The organism is Aliikangiella marina (assembly GCF_007004765.1).
Taxonomy (GTDB): domain Bacteria; phylum Pseudomonadota; class Gammaproteobacteria; order Enterobacterales; family Kangiellaceae; genus Aliikangiella; species Aliikangiella marina.
Window position 1 is genome coordinate 274726 of the sequence record NZ_VIKR01000006.1, and the last position, 14034, is coordinate 288759.

A 14034-nucleotide genomic window follows, 5' to 3' on the forward strand; every position below is an offset into this window, starting at 1 on the left:
TCAAAAAATACCTTAACCTATAAATTCACCAGCGGCCGATTCGACATCTCTAATCGCTTCCATAAATCGCGTATGGATATCTCGAGTGGTTTCATTAAAGCTCTCTGTCTTTAAGTGAGTCTCATATTCAGCTGCTACTTCTTTTAATATCGGCACACCACAATAAGCTGTTGCGCCGTGGAGTTTATGAACATGCTTAGTGAGTTCTTCAGAGTCTTTCTCTTGATAGGCTTGACTAATATCAATTTTTGCCTGAGCAAAACTTTTAATTAACATAGATAGCATATCCTTTGCCAAGTCTTGTTTTTGGTTTGCCGCTTTTAAGCTTAATTGCCAGTCGATAGGTGGTGCTGCGAGGGCGATGGATTCGCCCGTTTGTGGCATAGCGGTATTCTCCATTTCATTTTGTTGATATTGTTGCGAGTTAATTTCGCTAGCTTCAGTTTGAGACTCGCTTGATGTTGATTGAGACTCCGCTAACAATTCGAGTTTCTTTCTTGTCCACTTGGCGATAGTTTCTTCAATTTGCTGCTGATTAATCGGTTTGGTTAAATAGTCATCCATTCCTTCATTTAATAGTTTTTCTCGTTCACCTTTCATTGCGTGTGCAGTGAGGGCAACAATCGGCGTACGCGCGATATGGTTTTTCATTTTGCGAATATGACGAGTAGCTTCGACACCATCCATCTCTGGCATTTGTATGTCCATAAAGATTAAATCGAAATTATGTTTTTCACAGGCGAGAATAGCTTCTTTTCCGTTGGTCGCTAAGCTAGTGTCAACCTCATATTCAGAGAGTAATTCATCGAGCAGTTTTAAATTGGCAGGGTTATCGTCAACACAAAGAATATGAATCGGACCAGACTCAGAAGGGGACAACTCAATCGCCTTTTCACTGTTGGATGATTGCAGTTGTTTGCCAACCTCAAACCAATCGAAAAGTGAGGCATATAAATTTTTTCGAATCACCGGCTTGGTAATGTGTCGAGAAATTCCAACATCGGCAAATTGCTTGACGACACTCTCATCATTAGTATTGAGTAAAACCGAAACTGGACAAGTTAAACTAGCGCTGATGGTTTGTAGTTCCGCGAATTCGTTCTGATATTCATAACTTTGGTAACCGCCGATTAGAATTAAGTCGACGTCTTTGTTTTGTTGCAGGTTCATCCGCGCGAGATCGACCAAGCCAGTTAAGCTGTCTGCGGAGTCGACACTGCAGTTCCAGCGAGTAAGAATATGCTGAGTAGCCAGCTGTGAAACTCGACTGGAGTCATGGAGTAAAACTCGTCGTCCAGGAAACCCGAAGTCGATAGACTTATTGTCATCGGGATCTTTGTCTAATTCAAGCGTAAACCAAAATGTCGAGCCGACATTTTCTTCACTTTCCAGACCAATTTGTCCGTTCATTGATTCAACAAGTTTTTTCGATATCACAAGACCAAGTCCGGTTCCACCAAATCGGCGTGTTGTTGTAGTATCGGCCTGGGTAAATGCCTGAAATAATATTTTTTGTTTTTCTTCTGACAGTCCAACCCCAGTATCGGTAACATTAACTTTGATTCGTACTGACTTAGGGTTTTCATCTTCTAGAAGCACACGAATTTGAACATTACCCTGTTGGGTGAATTTGATTGCGTTGTTGGTTAAGTTGGTGAGGATTTGGGAAATTCGTACCGCATCGCCGAGCAGATACTCTGGAACATCTTGATAAACAATACCAAGGAGTTCAATATTTTTGTCGCGTGCGGCTGGACCGAGTAGATTAAGAACTTCGTCGATACAGTCGCTAATATTTAGCGACCGTTTTTCCAATTCCATTTTTCCTGCTTCGATTTTTGAGAAATCGAGAATATCATCAATAATTGAAAGCAAATTAGTCGCTGATTTTTTGATGGTATTTAAATGGTCCGTTTGCTTTTCGGTTACGGGGGTTCTTAGCAGTAAGTTGGTAAAACCAATTACGCCATTCATGGGGGTTCTAATTTCATGGCTCATATTAGCTAGGAACTCAGACTTGACCCGGCTCGCTTCGATTGCCTGCTTTCTGGCTAAGTCTAGCTCGACGTTTTGTAATTCAAGTGCTTCATTGGTTTCGTGGAGGTCGGCGGTTGCTTGTTCAACTGCTGCTTGCATCTCTTCTCTGGCTTCATAAATTGAGTGGCTCATGTCGTTGAAACCATCAACTAGAGTGCGTAATTCGCCGGAAGTCTGTGACTTTATCTTTACCCGCAGTTGACCTTCTTTAATGCGTTTTACGGCCGATGCCAGTTGGATAATCGGTAATGTTATCGAGCGAGCCATGCCTTGTGCCAGCACACCGCCAAGTCCCAAACCAACGAATAAAATAATTAGTGCAGTAGCGATAATTTGGTATTGTCTTAACGCGGCATTTTTCGTCGTGAGATATGCGGCGACATAACCGAGGCTCGGTTGCTGTTGATTCACTCTGCCAAACTGAAGGCTATCGTTTCGATAAAGGTTTGTTGCGGAATGTTTTGTTCTTTAAATGCGAGTTGATTCACTAGGTTCGAAGTACCGGAGCTGGCGAACAGTAAATTGTTTTTATCGTAAATGGCAACCGCAAGGATATCGTCATCTCCATCGCGCGCTGACGAGACCAAGCGTTGTAATGAACTGGTATTTGCTGAAAGCACTGGATATTCAGCGGTTTGCGAAAGGTAATTAACAATTGCTTGACCACGTTCTTTGAGTGACACATCCAAGTCATGAACTCTGGTAGCGATGAAGTAGGTCCCCATAACGATTGCGACCAGTATAGTCGGCACTAACGCCAACAAAATTACTCGCGCTCTTATTCCCCATTCGTTCATTCGACTTCCTGACTATTTTCCATTTGAGTAATTAATTTACTCAGTTGATTTGCGTTCAAATTGCTCATGTTTAAATTGTTGGCAATCTGTTGGTTAATAATAACACTAAAACTTTTGGCATACCGGGGTGCTGAGGTCGGCTCGCCTTTGCAAGATTCGACAAAATCGCTAATGGCCTCAATGGCGAGTGTTGTGGTTGGCGTATAGATACTCGCTAGAGCGCCGGTTTTTGCGTTCTCAAAACGGTTGCCGATCAGCTTGATTTGCTGATAGTAGGCAGCTAAGACCAATGCTGATAGCTTCGATTTAACATACAGTTGATTGTTATTTGTCAGCATCAAAAAGGTATCCGGATCGGCGATATCACCCATATATTTCTCTGGAGAGTCGGCGGCTTTGAGCACCCGGTACTTGACACTCAGACCGAGCTTTCCGGCCGTCGCCTGATATTCGGGTAAGTAATACTTGTCTTTTTGGTTGAGTATGATTGCAATATCTTGTAATTGGTCATTGATTGCTTTCGCTAAAAATAATTGGCGTTGTAGCGGTTGTTCTTCGTAAATACCGGTAACCTCGATACCGAGTCTTTGGTAGACCCGGTGCAATTTATCAAGGAGGTTTCGAGAGGTTAATATACTGAAGTGGTTAATCGGTTGTCTTATTGATAGCATTCGTTGAGTAGCTTCAGGACCGATAGCCAAGGCGCACTGATCAGCATTTTTGAGTATTTGCTCAAGGTCTCTTTTAACGAGATTTTGCAAATCGAAAAAGGCAACTTTTCGGCTGGGCATCTTTACTCTCAGCTGCGTTTCAAGTGCTTTTCGTAACTGCTCAGTGGGTTGTTGGGCCGCGACAAACAATACCGGAATGGTTTTCTCTGTTTTTTCACTGGCACGCAACTTATTGATATTAATAGAATAAGTTAGCAGCATTAATGCCATCATTAGTGGCAGTTGTTGAGCGAGAAATCTGCTTTTAATTCGACCCAAAATTAGCTTACCTGCGTGTTTTTGTTGTTCGTCGTGGAAACTACTAGACTGGAAACTACTAGACAGTCTGACGCTATGACAGTCTGATTCTAACTTAAGTACCGGAAATAAATAAAGAAATTAGCGGCAATTCCGCATCTATCGTGGTTATTCATTGTTCACAAGTCGCACAGTCAATTGGTTGTTGCTATAAATTTATGAATATTCCGGTTTTTGCCAGTATAATGCACCCTCGTTTTTCCGGTTGATTGACGTGTTGCGTTTCTTACTGAGGTATTCGGTATTGAGAAGCAAAAACCGGAGCTAAATTTACTTTTATCATTAAGGCAATCAATGGCCAGGAAGTTTCGTAGACGCAAGTCATTACCCAAAGAGCCCGTCGTAATCGAGGTTGAGTCACTATCCCATGAAGGTAGAGGGGTGGGCCGTATCGACGGTAAAACGGTATTTGTTTCAGGGGCTCTTGCGGGAGAGACTGTAGAGATGGAATATACCTATAGTCGCGGCAAGTTTGATGAAGGTAAAGTCATCAAGGTACTTAGTGCTTCTGAGGACAGAGTAGAACCACCTTGTAAACATTATGGAGTCTGCGGTGGTTGCAGCATGCAGCACATGAGCGTGGACGCGCAAATCGCCCACAAGCAAGAAATTCTCAAAGAACAGTTTGCTCACTTTGCTGAGACTGAGCCTGAGGAGTGGTTACCGGCACTACAAGCTGATTTACTCGGTTATCGACGCAAAGCGCGACTCGGGGTTAGGTATGTTACAAAAAAAGAAAGAACACTCATCGGTTTTAGAGAAAAACACTCAAATTTTCTCGCGGATATTGACTCATGTCCGGTTCTGGTTGATAAAATTTCAAACCTACTCATGCCAATGAGCCAGTTGATAGACTCGATGGAAGGACGTCAGTTTATCCCTCAAATTGAGGTCGCTAGTGGCGATAATAAATACGCTATTATTGTGCGACATTTAAAGCCAATGAGCGAGTCAGACAAAGCCAAGTGGATAAGTTTCGGTCAAACCAATGATTTGGTCATTTATTTGCAGCCCAAAGGTCCTGATACCGTTCATCGCGTTTGGCCTGACAATGCAGTTGACGCTCAATTGAGTTATACCCATCCAGCGTTTAACGTTACTTTAAACCAAGAACCGTTAGATTTCGCTCAAGTTAACGCTAGCATTAATCAAAAAATGGTTCCCTATGCAATCGAGCTTCTCGATGTGCAATCCGATGATAAAGTGCTCGATTTATTTTGTGGGCTAGGAAATTTTACCATTCCACTAGCGACCAAAGCAAAGCATGTCGTTGGCATTGAAGGTGTTGAAGAAATGGTTGAAAGAGGCAAACAAAATGCGGAATTAAATCAGTTGGATAATGTCGAATTTTATCGAGCCGATTTAACCGCTGATCTTTCCAAAGAGTCATGGAATCAACAACAATATAATAAAATCCTTATCGACCCAGCAAGAAGCGGTGCACTTGAAGTGATCAATAATATTGTTCGGTTTAACGCGGAAAAAATAGTTTATGTATCGTGCAATCCTGCGACTTTGGCGCGGGATACGGGTGAGTTAGTTAAGTCGGGCTATAAATTAGTCAAAGCCGGTGTTATGGACATGTTTCCGCACACAACTCATGTGGAGTCTATCGCATTATTTGAACGATAAATTTTGCCCTGATTATCATTTTGCTCTGGCAGACGATGAACAAAGTCGTTGATAGTTCAGGTGTGTTCAAAATGATTCCAAGTAATGAGACACCTAAGAGGATAAAAAGTTATAAACTTGATCAGGCTGGCGTTGACGGACGCAATAATTGTTGAGTTTAAGATACTTGAGGAAAACCAATGGTAAAGGTATATCAAATTGAAACGCCTAAAGATGTGTTTGATGAAAGATTTGACGCCTGGTATGCACCATTGGTTTCTGACAATGAATCCACCCAGCATGAGCTTGCTGAAAAAGTTGTCCTGGTCCTAAAAAAAATAGACCCTGAGGCTACCGAAGCCTATCGACATCTATTTACTCTCAGCTTTGAAATGGCAAATATTTTAGCGAGCTTGAAAGTCAATACTGCCACATTGCTTGCGGCTCTATTGTATCCATTCATTGACAGCAACGTTATTGATTTAGAAACGGTCCAGCAAAAATGTGGCCAGTCAATAGCGAATCAATTAAAAGGGGTCGCAACCATGGATGCGATCCGAAGCTTACAAAACGATTTTTCTGAAAATAATGATGCCAACCAGATCGACAACTTGAGAAGAATGTTGCTGGCAATGGTTGATGATGTCAGAGTCGTATTAATTAAATTAGCGGAAAGACTATGCCTGCTTCGATACGCTAATAACCTACCCAAAACCGAACAATTACAATTAGCGAATGAAATTACCGATGTTTATGCGCCTCTCGCCAATCGTCTCGGTGTGGGGCAAGTTAAATGGGAAATGGAAGATCTGGCTTTCAGAATATTACACCATGACGATTACGTTAAAATTGCTAAAAGTTTGGATGAGAAAAGGGCGGCTCGTGAGGTTTATGTCAAAAAGGTTTTGTCGCTAATTGGTGATGCTCTCAAAAAAATTAATGTTGAGGCGGATTTGCAGGGAAGAGCCAAACACATTTATAGCATTTGGAAAAAAATGCAACGTAAGCAAGTGGGTTTTGAAGAAATCTATGATGTGAGAGCCGTCAGAGTTTTAGTCCCAGAAATAAGTGATTGTTATTCTGTTCTTGGGGTAGTGCATGGTCTTTGGAAGCATATTCCTAAAGAATTTGATGATTACGTAGCGACACCGAAAGAAAATGGTTACCGTTCTTTGCACACCGCGGTTGTCGGGCCCGAAGGTAAAACCCTAGAGATCCAAATTCGCACGCACCAAATGCACCAAGAAAGTGAGCTTGGGGTAGCGGCTCATTGGAAATATAAAGAAGGTAAAACAACCGCAAGTGACGGGTACGAAGCTAAGATTGCCTGGTTGAGACAGCTTCTCGAATGGCAAGACGAGTTGACTGAATCCGCCGATCTGGTCAACGAATTCCGTAACCAGGTTTTAGAAGAAAGAATCTATGTGTTTACTCCGCAAGGTCGGTTAATCGATCTGCCGACTGGTTCGACGCCTGTTGATTTTGCTTATCGGGTGCATACCGATGTCGGTCATCGTTGCCGGGGCGCGAAAGTGAATGGCAGAATAACACCCTTGTCACAACCTTTGGAAACCGGTCAACGCGTGGAAATTTTGACCAATAAAACCGGTGGGCCCAGTCGCGACTGGTTGAGCGATCATCATGGCTATGTAAAATCTTCTCGTGCGAGAAGTAAGATTCATCAATGGTTCCGTCATCAGGACAAAGATAAAAATATCGCAGCCGGCAAAACGATTCTAGAAAAAGAATTGCAAAAGCATAATTTCAAAAATGTCGATATTGAAAAAGTTGCAAAGCATTTTAATTACAATAAAGACGATGAGTTGTATGCTGGAATTGGCGCGGGTGACAAAGGAATTCATCAGGTATTAAATGTCGTTAGAGCTTTCGAAGAGAAGCACGCGCCAATCAATCGTGATACTGTCATCAAAAAGAAAGCCAAAGTGACGAAACGAACAGCTTCGTCGGATATCTTAGTTGAAGGAGTAGGCAATTTGCTTACTCGTATGGCGGGATGTTGTAAACCTGTTCCTGGTGACGAAATAAGAGGATTTGTATCTCAAGGTCGAGGAATTATGATTCATCGAGCCGATTGTTCATATTTACTAAGGGCGCAAAATAAATCTCCTGAAAAAGTTCTCCAAGTAAATTGGTCAAATGCCGTTAATGAAAATTATCTCATCGATCTTCAAATAAAGGCATACGATCGGAAAGGGTTGCTTGGTGACATTACTACTTTGATGGCTGAAGAAAAGGTCAGTGTTACTGCACTCAATACCCATGTAAACAAGAAACATTTAATGGTCTCTATTAAATTACAAATCGAAGTACCGAGTATTTCTGTCGTATCAAAAATTATGAGCAAAATAGAAAAGTTACCGACAATCGTAAGCGTTCAGCGTCAATGATTTCCTGCAGATTAAATTTGTCGCTATTACTAGTCATTAAGCGATAAATTTGAAGAGTAAAGCGCGTGTATGGCGTAAGATAATTTAAAATTATTTGTAGAAAGACATTCATTAACCATGACTCAAAATAATCCAGCTAGTGATGCCAAGAGACTTTTAGAAACCGTCGAAAAAGCTTCGGGAATCAATAAACTGCTTGCCGTTATGTCTGCCCTTAGGGATCCTCAGGGTGGGTGTCCTTGGGATATTAAACAAAGTTACGATACCATCTTACCCTACACGATCGAAGAAGTTTACGAGGTCGCTGAAGCCATCGAGACTCAAGATTACGAATCATTGAAAGATGAGTTAGGTGATTTACTATTTCAAGTCGTTTTTTACGCGCAAATAGCCAAAGAAGATGAAAGGTTTGAGTTTAATGATATTGTTGATGGCATCTGTAGCAAGTTAGTCCGGCGACACCCTCATGTATTTAGTGACGAGACTTTCGACGATGAGCAAGCCCTTAATCAAGCCTGGGAAGAACAAAAACATCGAGAAAGAAATGCCAAGCTGGTTCAGGCCAATTTAGCCAATGACTCAGAAGAAGGCGGTAAGTCAGCGAATCAAGCTACTAATTCGAGCGTTCTTGAAGATATTCCGAAAGCGCTTCCTGAATTAAAGCGAGCTCATAAAATTCAAAAACGGGCTGCAAAGGTCGGTTTTGATTGGCAGAATGTTGACCAAGTCTGGGCAAAGGTTTTAGAAGAAAAGCAAGAGGTTCAGGAAGCAGCCGCCAGCGGTGACAGACAGCATCTGGAAGAAGAACTTGGCGATCTGTTATTTGCCTTGGTCAACTTAACCCGTCATTACGGCGTTGACGCTGATCTCGCATTGCGCAAAGCGAACCAAAAATTTTCAACGAGATTCCGCCAGGTCGAGCAACTCTCGAATTATGCGCTTGAAGGCCGAGACATAGAAGAATTAGAGGCCCTCTGGCAGCAAGCCAAGCAGATTGTGGGCGAAACGAAAAGTTAACTGAATAATTAACTATTTAAATCGTGATTCAATATAATTTATTTGCTAGAATACATTCCCGTCCTGAAGGCCTCTACTGACTGTAAAATTTACCGTAACCGTCTGAATTTGCGCTTTATTTTGAAGACGCGCGAATATCTGATGGTTAAAAGTAATTGTTTCACCGGCTAGTCGTAGAGTTCTACAAACTAACCTATTGTTTTTATTAGATTTTGGCGATACTCAATGACTAAGTTTATATTTGTGACGGGTGGTGTTGTTTCTTCCTTAGGAAAAGGAATTGCAGCCGCTTCCTTGGCGGCGCTTTTAGAATCACGCGGCTTAAAAGTTACCCTTCTAAAACTCGACCCTTACATTAATGTCGATCCTGGGACCATGAGTCCATTCCAGCACGGTGAGGTCTTTGTAACCGATGATGGTGCCGAAACCGACTTAGACTTGGGCCACTACGAGCGATTTGTGCGAACTCGCATGAGTCAATCAAATAACTTCACCACTGGCCGAGTTTACGCAGATGTACTTCGTAAAGAACGTAAAGGCGAGTACTTGGGCGGCACAGTCCAGGTCATTCCGCATATCACTGACGAGATCAAGCGTAAAGTGATGGAAGGCGCTGGTGATGCGGATATTGCCATGGTTGAAATCGGTGGAACGGTCGGCGATATTGAATCTTTGCCGTTTCTTGAGGCCATCCGCCAGCTAGGTTACGAACTCGGACGTGAGCGAGCCTTGTTTATGCACTTGACTCTGTTGCCCTTTATCGCAGTTGCAGGTGAATTAAAAACTAAGCCCACCCAGCACTCGGTCAAAGAGCTCCGCTCAATAGGTATTCAACCAGATGTTCTAATCTGCCGCTCAGATAGAACTTTGCCGCCATCAGAAAAAGCTAAAATCGCTTTGTTTACCAATGTCGAAGAAAAGGCGGTAATCTCTCTAAAAGATGTCGATAGCATTTATAAAATCCCTGCGATACTAAACTCTCAAGGACTTGAAAAGTTAATTAGCGACCGCTTTAAGTTGCCAGAGCAGGAGGTTGATCTTACTGAGTGGGAGCAGGTACTTTATGCCGAAGCGAACCCCAATGGTGAGGTCAATGTTGCTATGGTTGGCAAATATATGGACCTCACTGAAGCATACAAATCACTTATCGAATCACTCAAACACGCGGGATTGCAAAATCGGTTGACGGTAAACATTGACTACGTTGACGCGGAAGATATTGAAAAGAAAGGCATCGGTTTGCTCGATACTGCTGATGCCATTCTAGTTCCCGGCGGTTTCGGAGAACGTGGCGTCGAAGGAAAAGTACAAACCGTTGAGTACGCTCGAGAAAATAAAATCCCTTACTTAGGTATTTGTCTTGGCATGCAAGTCGCGGTTATCGAATACGCGCGAAATGTCGCTAAACTAGAAGATGCGCAAAGTACTGAATTTGAAAAAGACAGTAAAACACCCGTTATCGGCTTAATTACCGAGTGGATTAACAAAGATGGTTCAGTTGAACAAAGAACAGAGCAATCTGATTTAGGTGGAACGATGCGCTTAGGTGCACAGCCCGCTAAATTAGTTTCTTCAAGCAAAATTGCTGAAATCTATGGCTCAACTATCATCAATGAACGTCACCGTCATCGTTATGAAGTCAACGAAAATTACGTTCCTCAATTAGAGGAAAGTGGTTTAGTCATTTCCGGACGTTCTAATTTGAACAATTTAGTAGAAACAATAGAAATAGCGGATCACCCTTGGTTTGTTGCTGTTCAATTTCACCCGGAGTTTACGTCAACTCCGCGTGATGGCCATCCGTTATTTACCTCTTTTATTAATGCGGCTCGAGAATTTCGTGTGAGTCAGGAGGCTTAGGTTTATGAATATTTGTGGTTTTGACGTTGGTATCGATAAACCGTTTTTTTTAATTGCTGGACCCTGTGTGATTGAGAGCGAGGAACTAGCGCTTGAAACTGCTGGGTACATGAAAGAAGTCACCGAGCGATTAGGTATTCCTTACGTCTACAAATCTTCTTTTGATAAAGCAAACCGTTCTTCTCATACCAGCTTTCGTGGTCCTGGTTTAGAAAAAGGTTTGCAAATTTTAGCCAAAGTGAAAGCTGAAATTGGTGTGCCAGTACTAACCGATGTTCACGAGGATACGCCGATGGATGAGGTCGCATCGGTTGTTGATGTTATGCAAACGCCAGCATTCTTGTGTCGCCAAACTAACTTTATTCAAAAAGTCTGTAAGCCAGGAATTCCGGTTAATATTAAAAAGGGCCAGTTTTTGGCGCCTTGGGATATGGCTAATGTCGTCGACAAAGCCAGAGCCACTGGAAATAATAATATCATGGTGTGTGAGCGGGGCGCTTCATTTGGTTACAACAATCTGGTGTCTGATATGCGCGGGCTTGCAGAAATGCGCAAGACGGGCGCACCGGTTGTATACGATGCGACTCATTCGGTTCAATTACCTGGCGGACAAGGGGCGTCTTCTGGCGGTCAAAGAGAACATGTTCCAGTGTTAGCAAGAGCAGCGGTGGCGGCAGGCGTTTCTGGATTATTTATGGAGACCCACCCCGACCCAGCGAACGCAAAAAGTGACGGTCCTAATTCTTGGCCAATGTACAAGATTGAAGCGTTGTTGACGACTCTGAAAGAAATTGACAGCGCAGTTAAAGCGTCCGGTTTTATTGAGAACGAACTTTAAAAATCACTAAATATTTGACGAACAAAATTGGAGTAATTAAGGAATGAGCAAGATAGTTGATATCATTGGACGAGAAGTTTTGGATTCGCGCGGAAATCCAACGGTCGAAGCAGAAGTTGTATTGGAGTCAGGCGCTGTAGGTATTGCTTGTTCGCCATCGGGTGCTTCGACAGGTTCAAGGGAAGCCCTTGAGTTACGTGATGGTGATAAGTCACGTTACTTAGGTAAAGGCGTTTTGCAAGCGGTTGCAAACGTCAACCAAGCAATTAAATCAGCTGTTGTCGGCATGGATGCAAATGACCAACAAGCTTTAGACCAAGCAATGTTGGATTTAGATGGCACTGAAAACAAATCGAAGCTGGGCGCTAATTCGATCTTAGCAGTATCTTTGGCCGCGGCGAAAGCTGCAGCGACCGATAATAACCAAACATTAGCGAGTCAAATCGCTGACGGTGTAAAACTTCCAGTGCCAATGATGAATATCATCAATGGTGGCGCTCATGCTGATAATAACGTCGATATTCAAGAGTTTATGATTTTGCCGGTAGGTGCACCTTCTTTTTCAGAAGCTTTGCGCTACGGTACAGAAATCTTTCATGCGTTAAAAGATGTCCTGAAAGCAAAAGGGTTGAATACCGCTGTTGGTGATGAAGGCGGTTTTGCACCGAACTTAAGCTCAAACGAAGCGGCGGTGCAAGCGATCGCCGAAGCAGTAGAGAAGGCTGGCTATAAATTAGGTGAAGACATCTATTTAGGGCTCGATGTAGCAAGTTCTGAGTTTTATAAGAACGGTAAGTACGAGCTAGAAGGTGAAGGTAAGTCGCTTACTTCGGAAGAGTTCGCTGATTATTTAGCGGATTGGGTTGAACGTTATCCGATAATTTCAATCGAAGATGGTATGGATGAAGGTGATTGGGATGGTTGGAAAATTCTGACAGAAAAGCTTGGTGATAAAGTCCAGTTGGTCGGCGATGATTTATTCGTTACTAACACGAAAATTTTAGCTGAAGGAATTGAAAAGAATATTGCCAACTCTATCCTGATTAAAGTCAACCAAATAGGTACACTAACTGAAACATTAGCGGCGATCGATATGGCACACAAAGCAGGTTATACTGCTGTTGTATCGCATCGAAGTGGTGAAACAGAAGATACCACGATTGCTGATTTAGCCGTTGCAACGGGTGCTGGTCAGATTAAAACTGGATCGCTGTGTCGCAGTGACCGTGTCGCTAAATACAACCAGTTGTTACGCTTAGAACAAGCGTTAGGTGACAAAGCGGTTTATCCTGGTAAAGACGCGTTTAATTGTTTTTAAGGATTTCCTTAATTCACTAAACGTCTCAGTTATAAAGTGAGAAGTAAAAAAGGGCGGGTATTACTCGCCCTGATAAATCAATGAAAATTTTAGGTTCGATATTTGCAGTTTTAATCATTATTCTCCAGTACAGGATCTGGCTAGGAGATAATGGCGCCCCTGAAATTGAAAAGCTAAAACAACAAATACAACAACAACAGCAAGAAAACTCAGCATTAAAAGAACAAAATGAGTTACTCCGAAAGGAAATTCAAGCGCTGCGAAAAAACCCAGCGTTACTTGAAGAAATCGCAAGAGAACAGCTCGGGCTCATCAAGCCTAACGAGACGTTTTATCGAATCATTCCCAAAGAAAAAGAATAGTAACCGCATTTAATCGTTCGCTTTTTTTAATAGGAAATTATATTGAGAGACCTATCGACATTAACTGGTATTGTTGCCATTATTCCCGCTGCAGGCATTGGGGAGAGAATGAATGCTGAGATACCAAAGCAATATTTAAAAATAGGCGAAAGAACCGTATTAGGGTTGACCCTCGAACGATTTCTAAACTACGAGCCGGTCGAAATTATTGTTTTAGTGACATCCCCATCTGATACTCATTATGACAATTTACGTGATATTGAAAACGAAAAAATCGTCGTTATTGATGGCGGTGAAGAACGAGCCGACTCAGTGAGTAACGCGATAAGTTTCCTTTATGATAGCGGTTTGCCTGATGATACGCCTGTTTTAATTCATGATGCGGCAAGACCTTGTGTGACTTCGACTGACATTGAGAAACTCTGTAATCACTTTCGTAACACTAACAAAGCTTGTTTTCTCGCAGCGCCAGTTGTTGATACCATCCATCAAGTGGATGAAGATGCAACGGTCAACGGTTTCATCGATCGGCGAAATGTCGTCAGGGCGTTAACGCCGCAACTTGCAAAGTTTATTGAGTTGAAGAACTCGCTGGAGGAAGCAAAAGCTAAAAAGCTTTCTGTAACTGACGAAGTATCAGCCCTTAAACATGCCGGCCATTCGGTTGATGCAGTAATTGGTCGACCCGATAATATTAAAATTACCACTCCTGAAGATTTGCGGTTGGCGGCTTTTTTCTTAGACAATCAGTAAGATTA

Annotated in this window: 11 protein-coding genes; 8 read left to right on the forward strand and 3 right to left on the reverse strand. The window is 42.5% G+C overall.

Translation table 11 applies throughout. The features are described 5' to 3' along the window. Nucleotides 1-12 precede the first annotated feature (12 nt). From FLL45_RS20700 to FLL45_RS20710, 3 genes are read right to left on the reverse strand one after another with little or no spacing between them, the layout of a single operon-like run. Nucleotides 13-2448, reverse strand: a complete 2436-nt coding sequence (locus tag FLL45_RS20700) for a response regulator (protein WP_142943971.1) — start codon at nucleotides 2446-2448, stop codon at nucleotides 13-15. Further along, nucleotides 2445-2834, reverse strand: coding sequence for a hypothetical protein (locus FLL45_RS20705; protein WP_142943972.1), 390 nt, complete (start codon nucleotides 2832-2834; stop codon nucleotides 2445-2447). Before FLL45_RS20705 ends, FLL45_RS20700 begins: the two co-directional genes overlap by 4 nt. Beyond that, nucleotides 2831-3823 (reverse strand): ABC transporter substrate binding protein, encoded by a 993-nt coding sequence (locus FLL45_RS20710; RefSeq protein ID WP_142943973.1) that lies wholly within the window; start codon nucleotides 3821-3823, stop codon nucleotides 2831-2833. Before FLL45_RS20710 ends, FLL45_RS20705 begins: the two co-directional genes overlap by 4 nt. A 333-nt stretch (nucleotides 3824-4156) precedes the next feature. Here FLL45_RS20710 and rlmD point away from each other — a divergent pair, with 333 nt between their 5' ends. The 8 genes from rlmD to ispD all read left to right on the forward strand — a co-directional run bounded on the left by rlmD (nucleotide 4157) and on the right by ispD (nucleotide 14029). Then, nucleotides 4157-5494 (forward strand): 23S rRNA (uracil(1939)-C(5))-methyltransferase RlmD, encoded by a 1338-nt coding sequence (gene rlmD / locus FLL45_RS20715; RefSeq protein WP_142943974.1) that lies wholly within the window; start codon nucleotides 4157-4159, stop codon nucleotides 5492-5494. 179 nt (nucleotides 5495-5673) lie between these two features. Then, nucleotides 5674-7881 carry a GTP diphosphokinase gene (gene relA / locus FLL45_RS20720; RefSeq protein WP_142943975.1) on the forward strand — a complete coding sequence of 736 codons (2208 nt, stop codon included), beginning with the start codon at nucleotides 5674-5676 and terminating at the stop codon, nucleotides 7879-7881. Nucleotides 7882-7998: 117 nt separating this feature from the next. Next, on the forward strand, nucleotides 7999-8898 hold the full coding sequence (mazG, locus tag FLL45_RS20725; RefSeq protein ID WP_142943976.1) for a nucleoside triphosphate pyrophosphohydrolase: 900 nt from the start codon (nucleotides 7999-8001) through the stop codon (nucleotides 8896-8898). A 225-nt stretch (nucleotides 8899-9123) separates the two neighbouring features. Beyond that, nucleotides 9124-10758, forward strand: a complete 1635-nt coding sequence (locus tag FLL45_RS20730; protein WP_142943977.1) for a CTP synthase — start codon at nucleotides 9124-9126, stop codon at nucleotides 10756-10758. Between the two features lie 4 nt (nucleotides 10759-10762). Continuing rightward, on the forward strand, nucleotides 10763-11596 hold the full coding sequence (kdsA, locus tag FLL45_RS20735; RefSeq protein WP_142943978.1) for a 3-deoxy-8-phosphooctulonate synthase: 834 nt from the start codon (nucleotides 10763-10765) through the stop codon (nucleotides 11594-11596). Between the two features lie 43 nt (nucleotides 11597-11639). Beyond that, complete coding sequence (gene eno / locus FLL45_RS20740; protein WP_142943979.1) at nucleotides 11640-12914, forward strand: phosphopyruvate hydratase; 1275 nt, start codon at nucleotides 11640-11642, stop codon at nucleotides 12912-12914. Between the two features lie 80 nt (nucleotides 12915-12994). Next, on the forward strand, nucleotides 12995-13276 hold the full coding sequence (locus tag FLL45_RS20745) for an FtsB family cell division protein (protein ID WP_142943980.1): 282 nt from the start codon (nucleotides 12995-12997) through the stop codon (nucleotides 13274-13276). 42 nt (nucleotides 13277-13318) lie between these two features. Further along, nucleotides 13319-14029: a 2-C-methyl-D-erythritol 4-phosphate cytidylyltransferase gene (ispD, locus tag FLL45_RS20750; RefSeq protein ID WP_142943981.1), complete on the forward strand. Its 711-nt coding sequence runs from the start codon at nucleotides 13319-13321 to the stop codon at nucleotides 14027-14029. The last annotated feature ends 5 nt before the right edge of the window (nucleotides 14030-14034 follow it).